This is a genomic window from Corynebacterium guaraldiae (genome assembly GCF_053480195.1).
Map to the genome: position 1 here is coordinate 70,305 of NZ_JBRBAU010000011.1, position 23,034 is coordinate 93,338.

The 23,034-nt window shown below is 63.8% G+C and carries 21 protein-coding genes; 14 read left to right on the forward strand and 7 right to left on the reverse strand.

What is annotated here, in order from left to right:
- Window positions 1-195 precede the first annotated feature (195 nt).
- From ACUY3D_RS09655 to ACUY3D_RS09685, 7 genes are all read left to right on the forward strand, one after another.
- Window positions 196-3,111: a Na+/H+ antiporter subunit A gene (locus ACUY3D_RS09655; RefSeq protein WP_448240990.1), complete on the forward strand. Its 2,916-nt coding sequence runs from the start codon at window positions 196-198 to the stop codon at window positions 3,109-3,111.
- Window positions 3,111-3,611: a Na(+)/H(+) antiporter subunit C gene (locus ACUY3D_RS09660; protein ID WP_070562420.1), complete on the forward strand. Its 501-nt coding sequence runs from the start codon at window positions 3,111-3,113 to the stop codon at window positions 3,609-3,611. Before ACUY3D_RS09655 ends, ACUY3D_RS09660 begins: the two co-directional genes overlap by 1 nt.
- Complete coding sequence (locus ACUY3D_RS09665; RefSeq protein WP_448240991.1) at window positions 3,604-5,400, forward strand: Na+/H+ antiporter subunit D; 1,797 nt, start codon at window positions 3,604-3,606, stop codon at window positions 5,398-5,400. The genes ACUY3D_RS09660 and ACUY3D_RS09665 overlap by 8 nt, the downstream gene beginning before the upstream one ends.
- Window positions 5,397-5,915: a Na+/H+ antiporter subunit E gene (locus ACUY3D_RS09670; protein WP_070685787.1), complete on the forward strand. Its 519-nt coding sequence runs from the start codon at window positions 5,397-5,399 to the stop codon at window positions 5,913-5,915. Before ACUY3D_RS09665 ends, ACUY3D_RS09670 begins: the two co-directional genes overlap by 4 nt.
- Entirely contained in the window at window positions 5,915-6,187 is a 273-nt protein-coding gene (locus tag ACUY3D_RS09675) for a monovalent cation/H+ antiporter complex subunit F (protein WP_010188770.1), read from the forward strand. The genes ACUY3D_RS09670 and ACUY3D_RS09675 overlap by 1 nt, the downstream gene beginning before the upstream one ends.
- Window positions 6,184-6,564: a monovalent cation/H(+) antiporter subunit G gene (locus ACUY3D_RS09680; protein WP_070685789.1), complete on the forward strand. Its 381-nt coding sequence runs from the start codon at window positions 6,184-6,186 to the stop codon at window positions 6,562-6,564. Before ACUY3D_RS09675 ends, ACUY3D_RS09680 begins: the two co-directional genes overlap by 4 nt.
- A gap of 88 nt (window positions 6,565-6,652) precedes the next feature.
- Complete coding sequence (locus tag ACUY3D_RS09685; RefSeq protein WP_448240994.1) at window positions 6,653-7,876, forward strand: glycosyltransferase 87 family protein; 1,224 nt, start codon at window positions 6,653-6,655, stop codon at window positions 7,874-7,876.
- Window positions 7,877-8,041: 165 nt separating this feature from the next.
- Here the strand turns inward: ACUY3D_RS09685 and ACUY3D_RS09690 are convergent, their stop codons facing one another.
- Genes ACUY3D_RS09690 through ACUY3D_RS09700 form a run of 3 tightly spaced genes read right to left on the reverse strand, consistent with a single transcriptional unit; the run spans window position 8,042 to window position 10,257 of the window.
- Window positions 8,042-9,178, reverse strand: coding sequence for a glutamate--cysteine ligase (locus ACUY3D_RS09690; RefSeq protein ID WP_070564163.1), 1,137 nt, complete (start codon window positions 9,176-9,178; stop codon window positions 8,042-8,044).
- Between the two features lie 48 nt (window positions 9,179-9,226).
- On the reverse strand, window positions 9,227-9,976 hold the full coding sequence (locus ACUY3D_RS09695) for a LytR C-terminal domain-containing protein (protein WP_348521092.1): 750 nt from the start codon (window positions 9,974-9,976) through the stop codon (window positions 9,227-9,229).
- A 26-nt stretch (window positions 9,977-10,002) separates the two neighbouring features.
- Complete coding sequence (locus ACUY3D_RS09700; RefSeq protein WP_154762609.1) at window positions 10,003-10,257, reverse strand: DUF3263 domain-containing protein; 255 nt, start codon at window positions 10,255-10,257, stop codon at window positions 10,003-10,005.
- 16 nt (window positions 10,258-10,273) lie between these two features.
- On the opposite strand from ACUY3D_RS09700, the gene ACUY3D_RS09705 reads away from it, so the two are divergent.
- The 4 genes from ACUY3D_RS09705 to ACUY3D_RS09720 are packed head-to-tail and all read left to right on the forward strand — an operon-like array spanning window position 10,274 to window position 14,171.
- Window positions 10,274-10,888 (forward strand): peptide deformylase, encoded by a 615-nt coding sequence (locus ACUY3D_RS09705; RefSeq protein ID WP_070522995.1) that lies wholly within the window; start codon window positions 10,274-10,276, stop codon window positions 10,886-10,888.
- Entirely contained in the window at window positions 10,888-11,886 is a 999-nt protein-coding gene (locus ACUY3D_RS09710; RefSeq protein ID WP_154762602.1) for an N-acetylglutamate synthase, CG3035 family, read from the forward strand. Before ACUY3D_RS09705 ends, ACUY3D_RS09710 begins: the two co-directional genes overlap by 1 nt.
- 5 nt (window positions 11,887-11,891) lie before the next feature.
- Window positions 11,892-12,701 (forward strand): exodeoxyribonuclease III, encoded by an 810-nt coding sequence (locus ACUY3D_RS09715; RefSeq protein ID WP_154762601.1) that lies wholly within the window; start codon window positions 11,892-11,894, stop codon window positions 12,699-12,701.
- 6 nt (window positions 12,702-12,707) lie between these two features.
- Complete coding sequence (locus ACUY3D_RS09720) at window positions 12,708-14,171, forward strand: phospholipase D-like domain-containing protein (RefSeq protein WP_154762600.1); 1,464 nt, start codon at window positions 12,708-12,710, stop codon at window positions 14,169-14,171.
- A 232-nt stretch (window positions 14,172-14,403) separates the two neighbouring features.
- On the opposite strand, the gene ACUY3D_RS09725 is transcribed toward ACUY3D_RS09720, so the two are convergent.
- Genes ACUY3D_RS09725 through ACUY3D_RS09740 form a run of 4 tightly spaced genes read right to left on the reverse strand, consistent with a single transcriptional unit; the run spans window position 14,404 to window position 17,806 of the window.
- Entirely contained in the window at window positions 14,404-15,579 is a 1,176-nt protein-coding gene (locus ACUY3D_RS09725; RefSeq protein ID WP_070532168.1) for a multidrug effflux MFS transporter, read from the reverse strand.
- Window positions 15,576-16,340, reverse strand: a complete 765-nt coding sequence (locus ACUY3D_RS09730) for an ABC-2 transporter permease family protein (RefSeq protein ID WP_070522625.1) — start codon at window positions 16,338-16,340, stop codon at window positions 15,576-15,578. The genes ACUY3D_RS09725 and ACUY3D_RS09730 overlap by 4 nt, the downstream gene beginning before the upstream one ends.
- Window positions 16,340-17,278, reverse strand: coding sequence for an ATP-binding cassette domain-containing protein (locus tag ACUY3D_RS09735; protein ID WP_448240999.1), 939 nt, complete (start codon window positions 17,276-17,278; stop codon window positions 16,340-16,342). Before ACUY3D_RS09735 ends, ACUY3D_RS09730 begins: the two co-directional genes overlap by 1 nt.
- Before the next feature lie 39 nt (window positions 17,279-17,317).
- Window positions 17,318-17,806 carry an NUDIX domain-containing protein gene (locus ACUY3D_RS09740; protein ID WP_070564189.1) on the reverse strand — a complete coding sequence of 163 codons (489 nt, stop codon included), beginning with the start codon at window positions 17,804-17,806 and terminating at the stop codon, window positions 17,318-17,320.
- 84 nt (window positions 17,807-17,890) lie between these two features.
- On the opposite strand from ACUY3D_RS09740, the gene ACUY3D_RS09745 reads away from it, so the two are divergent.
- The 3 genes from ACUY3D_RS09745 to ACUY3D_RS09755 are packed head-to-tail and all read left to right on the forward strand — an operon-like array spanning window position 17,891 to window position 23,030.
- The gene (locus ACUY3D_RS09745; RefSeq protein ID WP_448241001.1) at window positions 17,891-19,327 is read left to right on the forward strand and encodes a GlnX family signal transduction membrane protein; all 1,437 of its coding nucleotides are present in this window, start codon (window positions 17,891-17,893) and stop codon (window positions 19,325-19,327) included.
- The gene (locus ACUY3D_RS09750) at window positions 19,327-20,418 is read left to right on the forward strand and encodes a glutamate ABC transporter substrate-binding protein (protein ID WP_448241003.1); all 1,092 of its coding nucleotides are present in this window, start codon (window positions 19,327-19,329) and stop codon (window positions 20,416-20,418) included. The genes ACUY3D_RS09745 and ACUY3D_RS09750 overlap by 1 nt, the downstream gene beginning before the upstream one ends.
- The gene (locus ACUY3D_RS09755) at window positions 20,418-23,030 is read left to right on the forward strand and encodes a tetratricopeptide repeat protein (RefSeq protein WP_448241004.1); all 2,613 of its coding nucleotides are present in this window, start codon (window positions 20,418-20,420) and stop codon (window positions 23,028-23,030) included. Before ACUY3D_RS09750 ends, ACUY3D_RS09755 begins: the two co-directional genes overlap by 1 nt.
- Window positions 23,031-23,034 lie beyond the last annotated feature (4 nt).

Here is a 23,034-nt window from a genome sequence, read left to right on the forward strand (position 1 = left end):
CGGGCGCAGGCTCGCTTACTCCTGGATGCGTTGGTGGCGACGTGGCGGAACGCCAACAGGAGACACAGATATAACTGTATGAAACGAAAATGTGAAAATTGGGATTTCAGACTGTATCGTGAGCACTAGTGAACGCCCGCCGCTGCGGTGGGGTTTGCCCAGTCCCCGACAAGGAAAGGACGCCACCGCAACCTCGTGCTCACTCTCTTCAGCGCCTTGGTACTTACTACCATCGTCGCTCCATTCCTCCTTTTCTATCTCGGCCGCCGCGCCTTCGGCCTCCTTGCCGTCGTGCCCGCGGTGGGCTTCTTTTGGGTGCTCCAACAGCTCACCACTGGAACGCTGCGCGACGGCAACCAGCTGGCGTATGACCTCGACTGGATGCCCGCCGCGCACCTAACGATTAACCTGCGCATGGACGCGCTTTCCGCGCTGTTCAGCCTCATCATTTTGGGTGTGGGCGCGCTGGTCTTGCTGTATTGCTGGGGTTATTTCGACCACTCCCGGCGCCGCCTTGCCCTCTTCGGTAGCCAGATGGTGGGCTTTGCCACGGCCATGTATGGCCTGGTCATTTCCGATAATTTCCTGCTGCTCTACGTCTTCTGGGAAATCACCTCCCTGCTCTCCTTCCTCCTGGTGAGCTATTACGGCGAGCGCGCCTCATCCCGGCGATCAGCGCAGCAGGCACTCATGGTCACCGTCCTCGGCGGCCTGGCCATGCTCGTGGGCATTACCCTCCTCGGCCGCCAGACCGGTGCGTGGTCCTTCAGCGATATCGCCGCCACCGAGGACCTGGCCAACACGCCCTTCCTCACTGTGGCCATCGTGCTGATTCTCTGCGGTGCGCTCTCCAAGTCCGCCATCGCCCCCGCGCACTTTTGGCTGCCCGGGGCCATGGCCGCGCCGACCCCGGTCTCTGCCTACCTACACTCCGCGGCGATGGTGAAGGCCGGCATCTACCTCGTCGCACGCCTAGCGCCTTCGGTACATGACATCCCCACCTGGCATCTCGTGGTCATCCCCTTGGGTGCGTTCACCATGCTGCTCGGCGGTTGGATGGCGCTCAAGCAGCGCGACCTGAAGCTGGTTCTGGCCTACGGTACCGTCTCGCAGCTGGGTTTTATCACCGCCATCATCGCCATCGGCTCCCGCGAGGCCATGCAGGCAGGCCTGGCGCTGACCTTTGCGCACTCCCTCTTCAAAGCAGCGCTCTTCATGATCGTCGGCGCCATTGACCACTCGGCGGGCACGAGGGACATCGACAAGCTGGCAGGCCTGGGCAAGAAGAAACCCGCGCTGTACATCCTGGCCATCCTCCCCGCGATGTCGATGGCCGGTATCCCGCCGCTGCTGGGCTTTGTGTCCAAGGAGGCCACGCTCGAGGCGATCATGCACGAGGAGCTCTTGGTCGGCATGCCACGCAACATGCTGCTCGTAACCGTCGTCGTCGGCTCCGCGCTGACCATGGCCTATGCGCTGCGCTTCCTATGGGGTGCGTTCTCCTCGAAGGGGCAGGAGGAGCCCTCTGAGGCAGTAGCGAATATGCACCACATCGGCCCCTTCCTCTGGGTTCCTCCGACGGCGCTGACTCTGCTGACCATCTTCTTTGGTCTGCTGCCGCTGCCTTTGTCCCACGGCATCACGCAGCACCTAGACAACACATTTGGGGCGGAGCAGACCTCCGAACTAGCGCTGTGGCATGGCTTCACCATCCCGTTGCTGCTCTCCGTGCTCATCATCGTGGCCGGTTCTCTCTTGCACTGGCAGCGCCAGACACTCACGAAGGCCCAGTTCACCTACCCGGCCTTGGGCTCGGCCGACGACTCCTACGACGCCGTCATCAACACCCTGCGCCAACTCTCTCTGCGCATCACCGCCTCCACGCAGCGCGGTTCGCTGCAGTTCAACCTCACGGTCATCTTTGCCACGCTCATGGTGCTGCCCATCGTCATGCTCATCAACGGCGATATCACCAACGTGCACATGATCGTTGCTGAGAACCCCTGGCAGGCTATCGCCGCGGCGATCATCATCATCGCCGCTGTCGCCGCCACGGTGCTGAATAACCGCCTCTCCGGCGTCATCCTGGTGGGCGTGACCGGCTACGCCTTGTCCTTCATCTTCGCGCTTCACGGTGCCCCGGACTTGGCGCTGACGCAGCTCCTCGTGGAGACCATCATCATGGTGCTCTTCATGCTGGTGCTGCGCCGCATGCCGGCGAATACCGAGTGGAAGCAGGACCCCAAATCCGGCCGCCTGCGCGCGTGGCTGGCGGTGGGCGTGGGCCTGGCCGTCACCGTGGTGGGCATGTTCGCCATCAACGCCCGGCGCGAGGAACCCATCTCGCAGTACATGCCGGAATTGGCCAAGGAGATCGGCCACGGCGCCAACACGGTCAACGTCTTGCTCGTGGACCTGCGCGCGTGGGATACCTTCGGCGAAATCACGGTGCTCATCATCGCGGCGACGGGAATCGCCTCACTGATCTACCGCACGCAGAGCTTCACCCGCTCCTCCCGCCGCCCGACTTTGCAGGTCACCGGCCGCCGCTGGCTGGCCGCGGGTGTGGAATCGGAGAAGGCGCTCAACCGCTCGCTCATGGTGGACGTGAGCACCCGCATCCTCTTCCCCTCGATGATGGTGCTCTCCCTCTACTTCTTCTTCGGCGGCCACAACGCCCCCGGCGGCGGTTTTGCCGGCGGCCTCGTGGCGGCCTTGGCGCTGATTCTGCGCTACCTGGCCGGCGGGCGCGCGGAGCTCGATGAGGCGCTGCCTCTCGACGGCGGCCGCACCATGGCGGTCGGCCTGCTGCTCTCCCTCAGCGCAGTCATCACCCCGATGCTCTTGGGCTACCCGCCGCTGACCACCGGGTACACGAAGGTCGGCGTGCCACTTATCGGTGATGTGTCCCTGCCTTCGGCGCTGATTTTCGACGCCGGTGTCTACCTCATCGTCGTCGGCCTCACGCTCTACGTCCTGTCCTCCTTGGGCGCCAAGCTCGATGAGGAAGAAGAGATGCGTAAGCAACGCGCCCGCGACCGCGCCCGCTCCTTGGCACGCCGCACGAAAGAAAGAGAGAAAGCTGCCACCGCAGAGAAAGGACACGCCTAATGGATGCCAACCTCATGCTCCTGCTCGCTGCGGGCGTGCTCTGCGGCGCCGGGGTCTACTTATTGCTGGACCGCGCGATGACCAAGATGCTGCTCGGCATCTTGTTGCTGGGCAATGGCGCGAACCTCTTCGTGCTCATGGCCGGCGGCAAGGCGGGCTCGCCGCCTATCGACGGCCGGACCTCCCTGCCCTATGGCGAAGAAATCGCCGATCCGCTGGCCCAGGCGATGATCCTCACCGCGATCGTCATTTCAATGGCGCTGACCGGCTTCATCCTCACGTTGGCCTACCGCCAATACCGCTACCGCACCGCGGACGTGATTGAGGATGACACCGAGGACACCGCCATCGCGGCGATTGCCTCGCGCCCGGGCAATGCCTCGGCCGCCCCCGACCACGATGCCTCCAATGATCCGACCACCGGCCGTAACACCAAGGAAGGCGATAAGTTTGGCCCCGAGTTCTTCGAGGCTCCCGTGAAGGAGGCCACCGATGAGTGAAACTATCTCACCCCTGGTGGACCTGCTGCTGCCCTACGTCAGCTTCCTGATTCCCCTTCCGATCATCATCCCCGCACTGGCGGCCGCGTTGGCGATGCTCTTTGCGCGCAATGCTCATGCGCAGCGCCGCATCGCCTTCTTCTCCCTCCTCACGCTGGCCGCGGTCAACGCCGCACTGATCTTCATCGCGGATACCACCGGCATCCAGACCCTCCAGGTGGGCGGCTGGGACGCCCCGGTGGGCATCACGCTCGTGGCGGACCGTTTGTCCACGGTCATGCTCTTTACCTCCTCCGTCGTCCTGTTCTCCGTCATGTGGTACGCCATCTCGCAGGGCGTGCGCGATGGCACCAAGGACGAACCGGTGGCGGTGTTCCTGCCTAATTACATGTTGCTGACCATGGGCGTGAACGTGTCCTTCCTGGCCGGTGACCTGTTCAACCTCTACGTGGGCTTCGAGATCTTCCTCGTGTCTTCCTACGTGCTGCTGACCCTCGGCGCATCGCCCGCGCGTGTGCGGGCGGGCGTGGGCTATGTCATGGTCTCCATGGCCTCCTCGCTCATCTTCGTGCTGGCCTTGGCCTATGTCTACGCCGCGGTGGGCACGATGAACATGGCCCAGATCGGCCTCCGGATGGAGGACATCCCGGCCGGTACCCGCTCCGCGGTCTTCTCCGTGTTGCTCATCGCCTTCGGCATCAAGGCGGCCATCTTCCCTCTCGATGCCTGGTTGCCGGACTCCTACCCCACCGCGCCTTCGCTCGTCACCGCGGTCTTCGCGGGCCTGCTCACCAAGGTCGGCGTCTACGCCATCATCCGCGCGCGTACCTCCATCTTCACCGGCGGCGGGCTCGACGGCCTGCTCATGTGGGTCGCACTGGCCACGATGCTCGTGGGTATCTTGGGCGCCATCGCGCAATCGGATATCAAGCGCTTGCTGTCCTTCACCCTGGTCAGCCACATCGGCTACATGGTCTTCGGCGTTGCCCTCGGTACCGCGCAGGGTTTGTCGGGCGCCATCTTCTACGCCGTACACCACATTCTGGTGCAGACCGCGCTTTTCCTGGTTGTAGGACTTATCGAGCGCCAAGCCGGCACATCCTCGCTGCGGCGCTTGGGCTCGCTGATTTATTCCGCACCGCTCATCGCCATTTTGTACTTCATCCCGGCCATGAACTTGGGCGGCATCCCGCCCTTCTCCGGCTTCCTGGGCAAGATCATGCTGATCCAGGCCGGCGCGAACGAGGGTTCCTGGATGTCGTGGGTGCTCATCGGCGGCGCGGTGGTCACCTCACTGCTGACCCTTTACGTCATGATCCTCGTGTGGACCAAGGGCTTCCTGCGTGACCGCAGGGATGCCCCCGAAGGCAACCTCGCCATGGCGCGGCCCTCCCCGCTCGGGGAGGTCACCGAGTACGTCGAATTGGAGGAGCGCGCCGATGTCGGTCGCGTGCCCTTCGGCATGCTGGCCTCCACGTCCCTGCTCGTCATCGCCTCGGTATCGATGACCTTCCTCGCCGGCCCGATCTCCGGTGTCACCACCCGCGCGGCGACGTCCGCGCAGGATGACTCCATTTACCGCTACGCGGTACTGGGAGATTCCGCCGAGGACCCAACGCGGCACTTGGACCCCGCCGAACGCTACGAGGAGGGCGCCGATTCGCGGAAGAACCGCAGCGAGCCCCTCCCGGATCCGGAGCCGGTGGCGCCGACAACGAGGACGTCGCCAAGCGCCACGCCCACATTGCCCACCTCCGTGGATAAGGAAGAAGAGGAGGTGTCCCGATGAGATTCTCCGGAATTAAGCACCGTTTCCGCCCGTGGTTCATGGTGTGGATCATCGTCATGTGGTGCATGCTCATGGGTGAAGTCACCGTGGCGAACCTGGTGGGCGGGCTGATAGCCAGCCTGTTTATCGTCTTCGCGCTGCCGCTGCCGGCGATGCCCGTGGCGGGGATTTCGGTGAGCTGGGGCAAACTTTTCATCTTTATGGTGCAGTGGTTTGTGGAGCTGATGGAAGCTTCTATCAAAGTGGGCTGGCTGGCGGTGCGCCCGCAGGAGGTGCCCAAGACGGCGATCGTCAGGCTCCCGATGCGCTTGGAGAATGAGTTCGTTCTGGCGCTGGCGGTCAGCCTGTACAACCTGCAGCCGGGCGGCACCGTGTCCGATATCGACATTGCGAACCGCATGCTCACCATCCATCTGCTCGACGCCGATTCTGAAGCTCACCTAGAGCGTGAGATCGCGGCGGTGCGCAAGCTGGAGGCCGATATGATTGCCATCTTCGAAAGGAGCCACCCCTGATGGATACTGACGTGTATAACATCCTGCTCACCGTGGCCGCGGGCTTCCTCGTGGTGGCCTTCCTCATCACCACGTGGCGCATCGTCATCGGGCCCAACTCGCTTGACCGGCTCATCGCCATGGACGGGCTCGTGGCCATGTTCCAATGCGCCCTGGCCACCTACATCTGTTGGACGCTGGACACGACGGTCTCCAACGCGATGTTGGTGGTGGCGCTCCTCGGGTTCATCTCGACGGTCTCCGTTACTCGCTTTAGGAAGAGGGACTCATGAGTTACGCAGTAGTTGCCGATATCCTCTCCATCATCCTCATCCTCCTTGGCTCGATACTCACCTTGGCGGCCGCGATTGGAGTGGCACGTTTTAAGGACACGATGGCGCGCGTGCACGCCATAGCCAAACCCCAAACCACCGGGCTCATCTTCACCATTGTGGGCGCAATCATCAAGGTGACGGGCTCGGAGAGCTTCAGCGTGGCTGAGCGCGGCGACTTGGGCATCCTGGTGCTGCTTGTCCTTTTCGCCATGATCACCAGCCCGGTGACCGCACAAAGAACCACGCGTATCGCCCGCCGTGAGGGCCTGTACGGCCCGCCGGAGTCAATGCTGCGCAATGAGGCCCCTGCCGCGCGCTCCATGCGCCGAAAGTAGGGACACGGGCGCCTTCTCCCAGGAAATGAGGGCGAATTAATATAGGCTGCAAAAGGCAATAATTGGTGGTCATCCGAGGAGAGTCGACGTGAAGAAGCTGCAAGGCGTACCAACGATATGCGCTGTCCTCGCGCTGTGCATCGCTGTGATGGTGTACAAGTTCAGCCAGTTCGATGGGCCCCATGCCTTCATCAATATCCTCCCCTTCGACCTCTCCATCTACCGCATGGCGGGCGAAGACCTCAACGCGGGCGGCCTGCTTTACGACGCCCCCTATATCTTCGAGTTCCCCTTCACGTACCCGCCCTTTGCGGGGTTGCTGTTTAAGGTTTTGCCCTTCTTCAGCAAGGGTGCGCTGACCTTTATGTGGCCCTCGCTCATGTTCCTGGCGGTGTTGGCGATCATCATCATGATCTTCCGTGAGCGGGGCATGAAGGTGACCCCGGCGGCCGTCCTGGTAGCGGTGCTGCTCACCGCCCTGACCCCGGCGAATGAGGCGATGCACGGCTCGCTCTACTACGGGCAGGTCAACGTATTCTTGATGCTGCTCGTGGCCCTAGATTTCCTGCCGATTAAGCGCCGCCTGCCGGGCGTGGGTATTGGCTTGGCCGCGGGAATCAAGCTGACCCCGGCTTATATGGGGTTGGCTTTGCTCTTTGAGAAGCGCTGGTGGGCCGCCGCGGGGGCGGTCATTACCTTCCTGGTGACCGTCGTGCTCGGTTTCCTCTTCGTGCCTGATGCGATGGTTTTTTGGACAGATGCCATGTTCAATTCTTCCCGCGTGGGCGAGCATGCCAACCCGGGGGCGAAGTCGCTGCGCTCGCTTATGTTCCGCGAGCTCGGCATCGACGGCGGCATCTGGTGGCTGCTGGCGGTCATCGTGGTCTTTGCGCTTACCTGCCTGGCGCTGCGTACCGCATACCTGCGTGGCAACCGCTCGGCGGCTTTCGCGTTGACGGGCCTGAGCACCTGCTTGGTCTCCCCCTTCTCGTGGTACCACCACTTCGTGTGGACTATCCCCTTCGTGGTCATGGTCTTCGTATCCGTCAACCAGGCACTCAGCGCGCGCCTGTCCGGAAAGTTCGGCGAGCAGCTCGCCGGCCTCGCCTCCGTGGCGGCACTGTTCGTGGTGTCGCTGCCGTTTATGTCGGTGCCGGTGTGGTTCACCATGTCCACGGCCAACCTCGATGCGATCGAGTCCTTCCAGCCGTGGGCGACCTCGCTGTGGACGCTGTCCTGCGTTGCCTTCATCGCCGTCTACGCGGTGTGGGGATTCGTCGCGCCGCGCAAGAACGCGGTGGCGGAGAGCTAGGGGTCGGTTCGATCAAATAAGGGGGCAAAACCCGCATGTTTTGGCGCACTATTTGATCGAAACGTCCTCGTCGAGGCGAGACAGCTTCCCCAAACGACGTTTCGATCAATTAAGGCCCGGAAAACCATCAGTTTCCGGGCCATAATTGATCGTTCGGTACTCAGGCTAGAGCGGCAGCAGCTGCTCCATCTCATCCGCGGTGGCCTTGACCACCTTCTGCCAGCTGCCGGTCTCCTCGTACAGGCGGCGCTGGCGCTCGTAGCCCGCCCCGGAATCGATGATTTCCTGCACCAGCTGCAGCTCCCGGGCACAGCCCAGCTCTTCGGACAACGGGGCCAGCTCCACCAAGAGATCCGCCAGCTCATCCTTGATCCAACGCTCATCGGTCTCGCGCGAGGTGATGACCAGCGCGTCCATGCCATAGCGCGCGCCGCGCCACTTATTTTCCGCCACGTGCCAGGGCTGGAGGGTCGGCAGCTTCTCGCCCGCGTCGATCATGCGGTCATAGTGCACCACCAAGCAGTGTGTCAGCGCCACGATGGCGGAGAGCTCGCGAAGGTTGGAGGCGGCGTCGGAAATGCGAACCTCCACCGTGCCCCACTTGGAGGCCGGGCGAACATCGAAGTGCATCGAACCTGTGTGGTTGATGACCCCCGAAATAGCCTGGTCCCGCATGTAGGCCTGCCACTGCTCCCAGTTCTCAAACTGGTAGGGCATGCCCGCGGTGGGCAGCTGTTGGTAGAGCATCGTGCGGTTGGAGGCATAGCCAGTATCGAGCCCCTCCCACCCTGGCGAGCACGCGGAGATGGCCAGAAGGTGGGGGTACTTCGTCATCAGCGCGTTGATGATGGGCCACACGCGTTCCTCGTGGCTGATGCCGACGTGCACGTGCGTGCCCCACAGCAGCATCTGCTGGCCCCAGTACTGGGTGCGGTTGATGATTTCGGAATAGCTCTCCTTGGCGGAGACGGGGTTCTTCCGGAAGTCCGTAAAAGGGTGCCCGCCCGAGGCCCACAGGCGCACGTCCATGGAATCGGCCGCCTCACGCACTGCGCTGAGCGACGCCCGAAGGTCCCCCATCGCCTCCGGCACCGTCCGGCACACCCCAGTCACCAGCTCCACCGTGTTTTGGAGGAATTCCTTTTCCAGGTGCACGGAGGGGTGGGAGGCGCGGACAACGTCGATAAGCTCGGCGCCGCGCGGCACAAGATCCCAGGTCACTGGGTCAACGAGGGCAACTTCCCACTCAACACCCAGCGTGGGCTCGGGCGAACGGGCGAAGTTCTCTTCCGGAATATTCACCCATTCATCCTATCCACCAACAGGGTGAATTTAATAAGTTTTTATTCCCTAGGCTTGGGGAACGGCGAGGACCACGACGACGGCATCGCCCTTGGTGTAATCCCCGGTCAGCTCGGCCGGGTACGGCGCGATGGCTTCCGCCGGAACGTTGCCGCCGTAGTACTGGGCGGCGACTTCCTTGGCCAGGTTCTCGGCCGCGGCATCACCCTGTGGGAAGAAGATGGTGGTCTGCGGCGCGACGAGGACATCATCGCTGATGTTTCCTACCTCGGCGACCCTAAACTTTTTGCTCTTGAGGCGCTCGGCCTCATCGGCGGCGTAGTTGACGCGGCCGGAGTTGTTGTAAACGTTGACGGGTATTTCCGCCTGCGGGCGATCGGCATTGCCTGCGGGTGCACCGGCCTCGGCGTTCTCACCATGCTCAGCGCCGACCTCAGCAGCGTTCTCCGAGTCGGCGTCGGTATCAGCCGGGCGCTCGTTCTCGTCGGCGTCGTTATTCTTGTCGGCTTCGCCCGCAGCGCCGCCGGTATGGGCGTCGCCCTCGGCGCCACCGGTGGCGGGTCCGGACACGGCGGCGTCGTTGGCGGGCGCGTCCTGGGCGGTGTCCTCGGAGCTATCCGAGGTCATGGCGTACAGAGCCCACATGCCGAGCATGACGGCCACGGCGATGAGCACCATGGCGACACCACGCAGCGGGAGCTTGCTAGCGGAGGCCGGGGCGGCGGCCGAGTCGGACTCGGCGGCGTGGCGCGCGCGGTCAGCGGACGAGGCAGAGTTTTCCGGATTCACATTAGTCACATTGGTCACTCTAGTATCTACGAGCCTCAGTCCGGTGTATTGTCGCGTGCGGCGCGCCGGACGTCCTCGCGGGCGTCGCGAAGCCGGCGCAAACGGGTGACCAGCAGCGGGTAGGAGGCGTGCGCGGCGGGGTTGTCGAGCAGCACGTTGAGGCGTTGGTGATAGCGCACCGGAGTAATGTCCAGCTGCGTGCGGATGGCCTCCTCCTTGGCGCCGATATCGCGCGGGGCGTGGGACTCGAACTCCAAAATCGCGGCGTCTAGGTCTGACAGGGAATGCATGCTTAAACTGTATTCCATGACTATTCGTCCTATCGTTATCCACGGCGACCCGGTCCTCCACAACCCCACCGAGCCGGTCACCGAGCCCATTGACTCCCCCGAGCTGCAGGAGCTCATCGCGGACATGCACGAAACCATGGATGCCGCGCACGGAGTTGGCCTGGCCGCAAACCAGATCGGCGTGAACAAGCGCCTCTTTGTCTACCACTGCCCCGACACCGACGGGCCTGATGGCACCGAGCTTCCCGAAGGCGGCATGCGGCGCGGCTGCGTGATCAACCCGGTGCTGGAGACCTCCGAGATTCCGGAAACCATGCCGGCTGACGACGGCTCCGAAGACGAAGGCTGCCTCTCCGTTCCGGGCGAGGGCTTCCCCACCGGCCGCGCTGACTGGGCCCGCGTGACCGGCAAGAATGAAAAGGGCGAGGACATCTCCATCGAGGGCTATGGCTTCTTCGCGCGCATGCTGCAGCACGAAACCGGCCACCTCGACGGCTTCGTCTACACCGACGTGCTTACCGGCCGCTACAAGCGCCAAGCCAAGAAGGCCATTAAGCGCAACGGCTGGACCGAGGCCGGCCTCACCTGGGTTCCGGGCGAGGACGAAGACCCCTTCGGGCACGAGGACTAATGTCCCGCATCTTCCGCTCCGATGCCGTCCAGGTGGGCGAGCGTGTGGTGGCCCGGCGCGATTTCGGCGGCGTGCACAGCGATGTGATTGGCCACGTGCTCAGCGTAGATCCGCTGGTCATCCGCCCGCAGGAAGTCGGCGGCTACCCCTCTTCGCTCGACGCGGTGGAGATTCCGCCGGAGCAGCTCAAGATTATTAAGCGCCTCTCCCCGCGCACGGTGCGCAATTCCGATATCCGCGCCGTCGAGGTGGCCACCGCGGCTGCCTTCCCGGGAAAGGAGCACACGTGGACCTCCGATGGCCAGTGGCTCATGCGCGCGGGCGATGGCGTGACGGGCCGCTCCAATTCGGCGGTGCCGCTCGGCCCGTCTGCGGGTTTCCTGCCGGTGCCTTTCGATGAGATTGAAGCCTTCTATGCACGCCACGATCTTCCGGTGCGCTTGGCCATCCCGGAGCGCATCGGCAAGCCTGCTGAGAAGCTCGTGGCGGCGCAGCCCGAAGTCTGGGAGCTCGAACCGGAAATCCTGGTGATGGTCCGAGACCTGGATGAGCTGCCCGCGCTTTCCGACGTCCACTTCGTCATCGATGAGCAACCCGATGCCGAGTGGCTCAACCTCTATCACTTCCGCGGCCAAGCCCTGCCACCGCTGGCGCTGGAGTACCTGCGCAGCCACATCGAGGGCACGATGGGCTTCGGACGCCTCCTCTCCCCTGCGGGCGAAACTATCGCGATTACGCGCGGCACGCTCACCGAATCCGGGGACGGCACCGTGTGGCTGGGTTACTCCGCCGTAGAGGTGGCCGAAGGCTGGCGCCGCAAGGGCCTGGGCACCGCCTTGGGCGCGCACATGCTGGCCTGGGGCAAGGCACAGGGCGCGGAGAAGGCCTACCTGCAGGTCGTGGCGCACAACACTGCGGGAATTCGCCTCTATGAGAAGCTCGGCTTCTTAGAGCAGCACCGCCACCGTTACGCCCGCCGCCTGCCTCAAGTACCCTAAACCACATGCGCATCGCTACCTGGAACATCAACTCCGTTCGCACCCGCGCGCAGCGCGCGGTGGATCTTTTGGCCAAGCACGACATCGACGTGCTCTGTCTGCAAGAAACCAAGGTGGCGGATGCGAAGTTCCCCCGCGAGCCTTTTGAGGAGGCCGGCTACCACGTCACCTGCCACGGGCTTAACCAGTGGAATGGCGTGGCCATCCTGTCTAAGGAGGAACCGGAGGAGGTCCAGACCTTCTTCCCCGGTCAGCCGGGGTTCCACAAGGACACCGCCAAGGAGCAAGCGCGCGAGGCCCGGGCGGTATCGGCCCGCATCCGCGGGATTGAGATCTGGTCCCTCTACGTTCCCAACGGACGCGAGATCACGGACCGCCACTTCGACTACAAGCTGGACTTCCTCTACGCGCTGGCACGCTATGTGGAAACCCGCGCGCAGTCGAAACTCTTGCTCACGGGTGACTTCAACATTGCTCCGCGCGATGAGGACGTCTGGGATATGTCCCTCTTCCGCGGCAAAACGCACGTCACCGAACCGGAGCGCGCGGCCTTCCAGATGCTGGAGGAGGCCGGGCTTGAGGAGGTCACACGCCGCTTCACCGAGGAAGACCGCTGGACCTACTTTGATTACAAGTCCTTGCGCTTCCAGAAGAACGAGGGCATGCGCATCGATTTCCAGCTAGCCAGCGAGCCGCTTGCACGCCTGGTCCAAGGTGCCCAGGTGGACATGGTTGAGCGCGCCGGCGACAAGACCTCCGACCACGTGCCACTGATCGCGGATTTCGATGTCCCCGATTTCGCGTCGGTGCGCTAGCCTGCCATGAACCTCAACATCGATCTCTCCGTCTGGCAGTTCGTACTGCTGCTTATTGACTACGGCATCAAAATCATCGCCATCGGCGTGGTTCCTGAGGGCCGCCGTCCGTCTAGCTCAACGGCCTGGCTGCTGGCCATTCTTGTGCTGCCTATCGTGGGTCTGCCCCTGTTCCTGCTCATGGGCTCGCCCTATATCAACCGCCGGCGCCACCGCATCCAGCAAGAGGCCAACGCACTGCTTAACGACGTCACCGCCTCCACCCCCAACCACCCCTCGGGCCGCCTCTCCCCGGAGGTGGAATCCCTCATCCAGCTCAACCGCAACCTCACCGGGCACCCGGCTCTGATTGGGCATAACAAGGGCTTGCACGCCTCCTATGAGGAGGCCATCCTGGCCATGGCCCGGGCGGTGGACCGCGCTGAGAAATACGTGCTCATTGAGATCTACATCCAGTCCTGGGATGAGGTCACCGATGTCTTCTTCCAGTCCCTCGCCCGTGCCCGAAAGCGCGGCGTAGAGGTCAAGCTGCTGCTAGATCAGATTGGCAGTTTGAAGTACAAGGGCTACTTCACGCTGGGCAAACGCCTCACCGAGATTGACGTCGACTGGCGGCTCATGCTTCCGCTGCAGCTGCACAAGGGCCGCTTCCGCCGCCCGGACCTGCGCAATCACCGCAAGATCGTGGTCATTGACGGCCACACGGGTTTCTTGGGCTCGATGAACATGATTAAGCGCGAATACAAGACGAAGGACCGCGCATGGATCGACTACATGGTCGAGATGACCGGCCCTGTGGTGACGTCCTTGGCCTCGGTGTTCGCGGTGGATTGGTACCTGGAATCGGAGGAGCAGCTGTCTTTGGACATGCAGCCCTATGACGACGCTATGACGGCGGACTCCAACCACCTCCAGTTGGTCCCCTCCGGGCCCGGTTACACCACGGAACCTAACCTGCGCATGTTCAACTCGGTGGTGCACCACGCTAAAGAGAAGCTCATCCTTTGCTCGCCCTACTTCATTCCGGACGAGTCCCTCTTGGAAGCGGTCACCACCGCGTGCTACCGCGACGTTGAGGTGGAGCTCCTGGTTTCAGCGAAGGCGGACCAGTTCATGGTCAACCACGCGCAGTCCTCCTACTACCAAGCACTTCTGGAGGCTGGCGTGCGGATCTTCCAATTCCCCGAGCCCTTCGTGCTGCACTCCAAGTTCATCCTGGCGGACCCGAATCTTCCGGAGCGCGATCCACTGTGCATGTTTGGTTCCTCCAACATGGACATGCGTTCCTTCGGCCTCAACTATGAATCAACGATGCTGGTGGCCAAGGGCGACCTCATCGAGAATTTCACCCAGCTGGCCAGGAATTACAAGAAGGTCTGCCACGAGCTCACCCTCGAGGAGTGGAACGAGCGCGGCCTGCTGCGCCGCTACGTGGACAACGTCATGCGCCTGACCTCGGCGCTGCAGTAGCAAGCATATGCGGGCCCACACCTTGCTGCGGTAGGGCAGCATGGACCTGCAGATGGTTCCAGCCAGAAGTCTCCAGTCAAACGGTTCCAGTCAAACGGTTCCTCTGGGGGCAAACAAACCTTCTGCGAGGCGGTAGATGGTTCGTTTGGGGGCAAACGAACCATATGACTAGAACCATCTCTGAGAATGACAAGGCGCCATCTGGGAGATGCCTTATGCTCAATGGCGTACGCTAGGCGGCGCCGTGGGCCAGCCGCGTAGACACCACAAGGCCGCACAGCGAAATGAAGCTGCAGCACACCATCCCGATGGCCATGGTCAGCGCCGCATTTGAGCCCCAACCCATGAGCGGGCTGATGGCGCTGGCCAGCAAGGACTGACCAAAGCCCATGATGGCGGACACGCTGCCCGCGCGCGGGCGCATGAGGCCTGTGGCCAGCGCGGTCGCATTGCCCATGATGAAACCGGTCGGCGCCACGCACGCAAAGAGCACGAGGAGGCACACCCACACCGAGGCGCCGAGCAGCACCGACAGCAGCAAGAGCACCCCACACGCAAGAACGCCGCAAACGCCGATGCGCAGCATAACCGCCGGGGAGACCGAATCCATGGCTCGCGAATTCACCAGCGTGGCCATAAAGAGGCCCACGGAGTTGATGCCGAAAACCAGCGAATAGCCCAACGGCGAAAAGCCCCACTGGTTCTGCACCACGAAGGCCGAGGCTGAGATGTAGCAAAACATCGAACAGAAGCCGAAGGCCATGGTCACCAGGTAGCCCCACACCCGGGCATTGGTCAGGACCGCCCAGTAGTTTCCCGCCACCGTGCGGAACAACCCAGCGCGGGAGCGCCCACCCGCGGTTTCCGGGACGATGGCAATCGCCAGCACCAACTGCACCGCATGCAGCCCGGCAAGCACCCAAAAGATGCCGCGCCAGCCCAGCGGCTCCGCCAGGACACCGCCGAGCACCGGGGCCACCGCCGGCGCGATGCCCTGCAGCGCCATGAGCAGCGAATAAGCCTTCGCGGCAGCCGCGCCGTGCACGAGGTCAGGTACCACCGCGCGGGCGAGCACCACGCACGCGCCGCCGCCGAGGCCCTGCAGCACGCGGGCGGCCACGAGCACGGTGGCGGTCGGAGCCAGCGCCGCCAGCACGGAGGCCACCAGAGCGAGGGAGGCACCGGCGATGAGGAGGCGTTTGCGCCCGATGGCGTCGGAAAGCGGGCCCATCACCAGCTGTCCCACGCCCATGCCGATGAAGAAGCCCGAAATGGTCAGCTGGACCATCGCCCGGGTGGTGCCCAGATCGGAGAGGATCTCCGGCATCACCGGCAAGTACATATCAGTGGCAAAAGGCGCTGTTGCGGACAACAGCGCCAAGGTAGCCAGGAGTGGAAAAGGAATCACGCGTCGCGCTGCTCCAGCACGATGACGCCGAAAATCCACAGCACCGCGGCCCAACCGAAGAAGACGAGGGCCTCAAATCCTACCGATGACCACGGCGCGTTCTCATCGACATAGTTCACCGCCCAGTTTTGGAAGGCGGTAAAGGGCATGAAGTGAATGGCCTTATCGCCCACCGTCGGCAGCACACGCACGATGTTTTCCAAGCCCAAGTACAAAATGAGGGAAATCGCCACCGTGCCGGCGGTCTGCCGCAACAGCATGCCCAGGCCCTGCACGAAAGCAACCACGCCGAAGGCCGCGAGCGGGAAGGACCACAGCATGTATTTGCCGTCCTCGCTGGCAAAGGGCTGGAAAGCCTCCGCCGCCGATTCATTCGTCGTCATATCCGCCAACACGAAGATGTACACCAGGCTCAAGAAAGCAATAATGGCCGCGATGACGCCGTAGAGCAGCAGCTTGGCACAGGCCACTGTCCAGCGCTTCGGGTTGGTCATGAAGGTCAAGGATTGCGTCTTATAGCGGTATTCCGTGGTCACCACCATCGCGCCCTGGATCATTATGATCGGCATGCCCATGAGCAAGAGGATGGAGGCCAAGGCCCGCTCCTGCAGCGGGCTAATGCCCAGCACCGCCTCCCCCGCGTTGAGCGAGTTCAGCAGCGTCCAGCCGGTCACGATGAGAATGATGAGGGCCGTGGTCCACCAGAAGGACTTCGTCGTGCGCAGCTTCGTCCACTCCGCATGCACAGTGTTGAAAAACATTAGCGCTGTACCCCTTCCTTCGGTGCCGCCGCCTGGTACTGCACCGCGCGTTCCGTCATAGCCACGTAGGCCTCTTCCAGCGAGGCGCGGTGGAGCGTCAATTCCGTCAGCGGCACACCCGTGGAATAAGCCAGCTGACCCACGTAATCCGTGGTTTGGTTCGGAATAACCAAGGTGCGGCGCTGCTCCTCATCGACCGACTCGCTATACGTGATGCCGGCTTCCTTCAGCGCCGAGCCGAACTCGCGCAGGTGCTCCGAGCGCACGATAACCGAGGCACTGGAGTTTTCCTTGACAAAGTCATAGGTGCGCTGATTAGCCAAGAGCCTGCCGCGGCCAATCACCACGAGGTGGTCCGCCGTCTGTGCCATCTCCGCCAGCAGGTGGGAGGAGATGAGCACCGTGCGGCCCTCCGCGGCCAGCGCGCGCACGAGCGAGCGCACCCAGCGAATACCTTCCGGGTCTAGGCCGTTGACCGGCTCATCCAGGATCAGCACGCCCGGATCCCCCAACAGGGCGGCCGCTAAACCGAGGCGCTGGCCCATACCGAGGGAAAAGCCACCGGCCTTCTTGCCAGCAACATCGGCCAGGCCCACAAGACCCAGCACCTCGTCGACGCGGGAAGTAGGAATGCCATTAGCCTGCGCCATCCACGTCAGGTGGTTGGCGGCGGTGCGGTTGGCGTGGACGGCTTTGGCGTCGAGAAGCGCGCCCACCTCGCGCAGCGGGTTCTTCAGCTCGCGGTAGGGCTTGCCGTGCACCAAGGCGGTGCCAACGGTGGGCTTGTCCAAACCCAGAATCATGCGCATCGTCGTTGATTTTCCAGCGCCGTTTGGTCCCAGGAAACCGGTCACTTGTCCCGGCTTCACCTGGAAGGTGAGGTCATCGACGGCGCGGACAGACTTGTACTGTTTGGTCAGTCCGGCTACTTCAATCATGCCCTACAGCGTGCCACAGGTTCCCGCCGCGCGCCTGTATCAGCTGCTGATTTCCTCCCAGCGCTCCAGCAAACGCGGCAGCGCTTCCCGGAAGGGAGCCAAGAGCTCTAGCTCTTCTACCTGGTTAAACGGCACCCAGCGCAGCTCGGCGGATTCCGCATTGGCGGTCGTCTCCAGCCGCTGGCCCGAGACAGTCCGCGCCAACACCGTGGTATAGGTCCAGCCTTCCTCGAAAGGCCCGGAGGTGGCCAGCGCATCCAGCACCTCGACGTCCGAGGCCGAGATTCCGGTTTCCTCCGCCGTCTCCCTCAGCGCTGCCTGCTCCGGGGACTCCGGCTTATCCCGCGCCCCGCCCGGGATTCCCCAGGTCCCGCCATTATTCGTCCACGTGGCGCGGTGCTGGAGCAACACCTCATCCCCCGCCACCAAGAAAAGGCCAGCAGCTCCAAACTTGCCCCATACCGGCACCCCGCCCGGCCCCTTAGACCAGCCATCACCGGAGAGTTCTGGGTTTACGCGTGTACACATGCCTTCCACGATACGTCAGAAGCAGCCCGCGCCACCCTGCCCCAAATCATCGCGCGACGCGGTCGAGGGCGCTATCCTAAGGGAATGACCGGCCCGGCCACCGAACTGCGCGAGCACTCCCCCGAATCATGGGGCGATCACTGGCTCGATGAAGTCACCGAGCCCGCCAGACCCGCGTTTAGCCGCCCGACGCAGCTGGCCATGAGCTCCTTCGCCGGCCCCGCGCGCGTCATCCGGCGCCTCTATAGCTTCGCGGCCACCACGCCCGGCAAGCTTTTTACGGTCACCGTCATCCTCACCGTCGCGCTGGCGGCAGCCGGCTTTTCCATGTCTTCATCCTCGGCTTCAAGGCACGATGACCTGGATGCCTTGCTGACCTCCACCGAGCCGATGTCGAATGCGGCGCACCACCTCTACACCAACTTGTCGTTGGCGGATACCGTGGCCACCACCGGCTTCGTGCAGGCGGGCGTCGAACCGGAGGTGAACCGCAACCGCTATAACGAGGCCATCGATGCCGCCTCCGTCGCCGCCACGCAGGCCATCGTGGGCACCTCCGCGGAGGATGAACGCGTGCGCGAGCTCGTCACCTTTATCCAACGCAAACTGCCGGTGTATACCGCCCTCGTGGAAAAGGATCGCGTTAATCACCGCGCGGGCCACGCTGTGGCGAATTCCTATATGTCCAATGCCTCGGCGCTCATGCGGACCCAGATCCTCCCCGCCGCCGCGGAGCTGTTCACCTTGACGTCGGAAAAGGTGAGCCAACAGCAGCAGCGCCTGACCCGCCCGCAGTGGGTGCCGTTGTCGGGGCTTGTCGCCGCTCTCATCTTCCTCGGCCTGGCGCAGTGGTGGCTGTGGCGGCTGACCCGCCGCCGCTTCAACCGCGGTTTCGTGGTGGCCACGGGTCTGTTGTTCCTGGCGCTGGTGTGGGCCTCCGCCTCCAACTTCGCCACGTGGGCCTCGGGCCACCAGGGTTTCGAGACGGTGTCGCGCCCCTGGGACTCGCTGACCGCCTCACGCATCGAGGCCCAGCAGATGCGCACCTCGGAGACCCTCGCCTTGGTCCTGCGCTCTTCTCAGCAGGACATGTCCGTGCACTTTAACTCCACGGTGTACTCCGTCAACCAGGCCCTGCGGGACTATGAGCAGGCGCTTGTCGACGACGACTTCCCCTCCTCCGATCCCACCCTGATTCCCCGCGCGAAGCAGGCAGTGGAGGATTGGACAACCACGCACGACACCTTCATGGAGGATCTCTCCATGGGTGACTACGATGCCGCGCTGTATCAGGCAACTGCCGTCGATCCGGACGGTGAGCCGACCGCCGCCAGCGCCTTCAACGCGGTGGATAATTCCTTGGCTGCGCTCATTGACCAGGCCCGCGACGCCATGCGCACCTACCTGGTCCAAGGTCTCAACGCCATGACGATGGTGTCCACCGGCGTGCTCCTGGCCACCTTCGGCGCGATTATCGCCGTGTGGTTGGGAATCCGTCCCCGTCTGCAGGAGTACCTGTGATGCGCCGCCCTACCACGAAACGCCCAGCCTGGACCGTGTCCCTGCTCGTGCTCAGCAGCGCCGTGGCGCTCAGCGCTTGCGAGCCGGAGCCGCCTAGCGCGCCGGATCCCATCCTGCCGTCTACCGCGAACCTCGATTCCACGCCGGGCCCGCCGCTGCCGGAGGACGCCATCATCGAACCCGCCGGCACCGGCGAGGTGTCCAAGCAAAGCGATGCCGAAGCCTACGGCTCCTACCGCCCGGACGAAAAGACGCCGAAGGAGCGCGTGCCCGAGATCCTGGAGCGCGGCCGGCTCATCGTGGGAGTGGACCGCTCCAATAACCTGCTCAGCTACCGCGATACCGCCACCGGCGAGGTCCGCGGCTTCGAGGCCGACATCGCCCGCGAAATTGCACGCGATATCTTTGGCGACCCCAACAAGGTGGACTTCCGCTTCGTGGAAGCTTCCGAGCGCGCGCGTGCCCTCAACGACCGCACGGTGGACATCGTCATCCGCACCATGACGATCAGCCCCACACGCCAGCGCGAAGTCGCCTTCTCCATTCCCTATATGCAAACGGATGCCCGCTTGCTGGTGCTGAAGAACTCCGGTATTCACTCCATCGCGGATACCGCCGGTTTGACCTTGTGCGCGACGAAGGGTTCCACCATGGTGGATGCGATACGCAAGCACGCGCCCACCTCCGATATCTTGGAGACCCGCGCCTGGGGCGATTGCCTCATGGCGCTGCAGCTGGGGCAAACGGATGGCATCGTGGTGGATGATGCCCTGCTCTCCGGCATGCTGGCCCAGGATCGCTACACGGAGATCGTCGGCGATCCCCTCGAAAGCCAAAGCTACGGCGTGGCCGTGCGCAAGCCCGATGGCTCTTATGACTCGCGCCCGCTCATCCGCCAGGTCAACTCCACGCTGGAGCGCATCCGCAAGGACGGGACCTGGCAACAGCTCTTTAACGAGTGGCTCGGGGATTACATGGATCAGCCCGTGCTCCCGGCGCCGAAGTACCTCGACGAGACCCCGCCAGCGACGGAATCGCAATCGAGTTCCCCAACCAGCAATCAGCCCGGTGAGAAGAAGGAGGGGCACTAATGTCGCACCGCTTCAGCGAGGATGAGCTCGACCACCTCACGCCCGAAGAGCACGAGACTGCGCAGCCCGAAGCCGCAGATCCCGGAGCCGTGGAGCCCGAAGCTGCCGACGCCACCCAGGCCGTGCGCTTCGATCCCTTCGCCGATGAGGACGATGGTTTTTCGGAAGACCACCACCTCGGCGCCTCGCCTGCGGAACCAGGGGATCCGGGAACAGCGCCCGGCGCCAACAACGCGGAAGCCTCCGACCGCACCGCGGCAGTCCCCTTCGATCCCTTCGCGGATGACCTCGAGGAGGAGGACCTCGGCGCCACCGGCGCCGTCCTCTCCCCAGCGGACCGCCCCGGCGCGCACGGCACCGCGACGGGCAAACCCGAGGACGGCGAATACGTCGATTCGGATAACATCGCGGCACTCATCGAGGAGCTGGGGCAGCTGCGTGATCGTCGCAAAGCAGAGGACCCCTCGCGGGCCTCCCGCCGCCGCGCGCTCGATACCTTCCGCCAGCGCCGCGCCACCAAGCGCACCGACCGCGAGGTGGCCGATGGCATGGCTACCTTGCCCTTCGTGGTCCCGGTAGATCCCAGCGAGGCGCTCATCGATCCGCAGGATGCGCCCCGCGCCGCCCCGCCGCAGCTCAAGCCGGGTGACATGGTGGCCGGCCAGTATGAGATCCTCGGCGTGCTCGCGCATGGCGGGTTGGGGTGGATCTACCTGGCCAATGACCACTTCGTCTCCGGGCGCATCGTGGTGCTCAAGGGCATGCAATCCACCAATTCCGCGGAGGAAACCGCCACCGCGGAGGCGGAGCGCGAGTTCCTCGCGGACATCACGCACCCGAATATCGTGAAGATTTTCAACTTCATCGATGACCCCCGCGTGCCCGGCGGCTTCATCGTCATGGAATACGTGGGCGGCCCCTCGCTCAAGCAGCGCCGCAACGACCAGGTCAATGATCGCTTCCCGGTCGATACCGCGATTGCTTACATCCTGGAAATCCTGCCCGCCTTGGACTACCTGCACGCCCGCGGCGTGGTCTACAACGATTTGAAGCCCTCCAACATCATCGTCACCGAGGACCAGGTCAAGCTCATCGATCTGGGCGCGGTCTCCGGCATCGGCGCCTTCGGCCACATCTATGGCACACAGGGTTTCCAGGCCCCGGAGATCGCCACCCAGGGCCCCTCGGTGGCCAGCGATATTTACTCCATCGGCCGCACACTGGCCTGCTTGACGTTGAAGCTGCCGGTGGAGGATGGCGTCTATAAGCCCGGCCTACCCTCCCCTACCGAGGAGCCGCTGCTGCGCCGCTACCTCTCCTTCTACCGCCTGCTGTTGCGCGCTACCGATCCTGACCCGGAGCAGCGCTTCGCGTCCGTGTCCGAGCTCCGCAACCAGCTCTTCGGAGTGCTGCGTGAGGTCATCGCGCTGCGCGATGGCATCCAGCACCCAGCCCAACACTCCGTCTTCTCCCCGCAGCGTACGACCTTCGGCACGAAGCACTTGGTCTTCCGCACCGACCAGCTCATCGACGGCATCGACCGCACCGTGCGCATCACCGCCCCCGAGGTGGTCTCCGCGCTGCCCATCCCGCTCATCGTCCGCTCCGATATCGGCGCCCCGCTGCTGCAGGGTTCCTCCTACACCGAGCCACAGGAAGCCTTGGAGACCCTGCGACAGGCCATGCAGGCTCCGGAGTACGAGGAGTCCGCGGAGATTCCCCTCGGCGTGGTGCGCGCCATGATTGATCTGGGATACATCGGCCAGGCACGCGAGTGGCTGACCTCCATCGAGGAGCGCTTGGGCAAGGACTGGCGCTTCCACTGGTACTCGGGCGTGACCGAGCTGCTGCTGGATAAGTACCGCGAGGCTCAGGCCCATTTCGCCCACGTCCTCGACGTGCTGCCCGGTGAGGCCGCCCCGAAGCTGGCCATCGGCGCGGTCAACGAGCTCATCCTGCAGCAGCTGGGTTTTTCAGAAGCCGCGCTTATCGACGCCTCCGTCGCCCGCGCCTGCGCCAACCTCACTACGTCGCTGGCGGATCTGCCCAACGATGCTTTCGAGGATCAGCCCGGCATCTGGGACCATGTCACCGACGATCCGGCCCACCTGCGCTTCAACTCGCTGCGCCTCTACGGCATCGTGTGGGCCACGAACCCGACGACGGTCTCCTCCGCCTTCGGCCTGGCCCGCCAGCTGCGCGCTGAGCACCAGGTTGAGCTCGCCGTGGCCACCTTGGATAGGGTGCCCAATGCATCGCGCCACCACCGCATGGCCCGCTTGACCACGGTCCTGCAGCTCATCGTGCACGATCTCTCCGAGTCCCGCATCCGCCGCGCCGCCCGCCGCTTGGAGGAGATTCCGCAGAACGAGCCGCGCTTCTTGCAGATCAAGATTGCGGTCATCTCCGCCGGGCTGACCTTCTTGCGCGAGGCAGACCTCGACGCCGCTGCCTCCCCCAACGATCTCTTCGAGTTCCCCTTTACCCAGCGCGGCCTGCGCTATGGCCTGGCGGATACCTTGCGGGCACTAGCCCGCCAGGCACCGTTCGCCCGCCACCGCTACGCGCTGGTGGACTTGGCCAATAAGGTCCGCCCGGTCACGATGTTCTAGGTGC

Bases quoted from the DNA above. Each gene is read 5' to 3' on its own strand.
- ACUY3D_RS09660 (WP_070562420.1), top strand. From the start codon at position 3,111: ATGGATGCCAACCTCATGCTCCTGCTCGCTGCGGGCGTGCTCTGCGGC.
- ACUY3D_RS09665 (WP_448240991.1), top strand. From the start codon at position 3,604: ATGAGTGAAACTATCTCACCCCTGGTGGACCTGCTGCTGCCCTACGTC.
- ACUY3D_RS09670 (WP_070685787.1), top strand. From the start codon at position 5,397: ATGAGATTCTCCGGAATTAAGCACCGTTTCCGCCCGTGGTTCATGGTG.
- ACUY3D_RS09675 (WP_010188770.1), top strand. From the start codon at position 5,915: ATGGATACTGACGTGTATAACATCCTGCTCACCGTGGCCGCGGGCTTC.
- ACUY3D_RS09680 (WP_070685789.1), top strand. From the start codon at position 6,184: ATGAGTTACGCAGTAGTTGCCGATATCCTCTCCATCATCCTCATCCTC.
- ACUY3D_RS09700 (WP_154762609.1), bottom strand. From the start codon at position 10,257: ATGCATTCCCTGTCAGACCTAGACGCCGCGATTTTGGAGTTCGAGTCC.
- ACUY3D_RS09705 (WP_070522995.1), top strand. From the start codon at position 10,274: ATGACTATTCGTCCTATCGTTATCCACGGCGACCCGGTCCTCCACAAC.
- ACUY3D_RS09710 (WP_154762602.1), top strand. From the start codon at position 10,888: ATGTCCCGCATCTTCCGCTCCGATGCCGTCCAGGTGGGCGAGCGTGTG.
- ACUY3D_RS09715 (WP_154762601.1), top strand. From the start codon at position 11,892: ATGCGCATCGCTACCTGGAACATCAACTCCGTTCGCACCCGCGCGCAG.
- ACUY3D_RS09720 (WP_154762600.1), top strand. From the start codon at position 12,708: ATGAACCTCAACATCGATCTCTCCGTCTGGCAGTTCGTACTGCTGCTT.
- ACUY3D_RS09730 (WP_070522625.1), bottom strand. From the start codon at position 16,340: ATGTTTTTCAACACTGTGCATGCGGAGTGGACGAAGCTGCGCACGACG.
- ACUY3D_RS09735 (WP_448240999.1), bottom strand. From the start codon at position 17,278: ATGATTGAAGTAGCCGGACTGACCAAACAGTACAAGTCTGTCCGCGCC.
- ACUY3D_RS09740 (WP_070564189.1), bottom strand. From the start codon at position 17,806: ATGTGTACACGCGTAAACCCAGAACTCTCCGGTGATGGCTGGTCTAAG.
- ACUY3D_RS09745 (WP_448241001.1), top strand. From the start codon at position 17,891: ATGACCGGCCCGGCCACCGAACTGCGCGAGCACTCCCCCGAATCATGG.
- ACUY3D_RS09750 (WP_448241003.1), top strand. From the start codon at position 19,327: ATGCGCCGCCCTACCACGAAACGCCCAGCCTGGACCGTGTCCCTGCTC.
- ACUY3D_RS09755 (WP_448241004.1), top strand. From the start codon at position 20,418: ATGTCGCACCGCTTCAGCGAGGATGAGCTCGACCACCTCACGCCCGAA.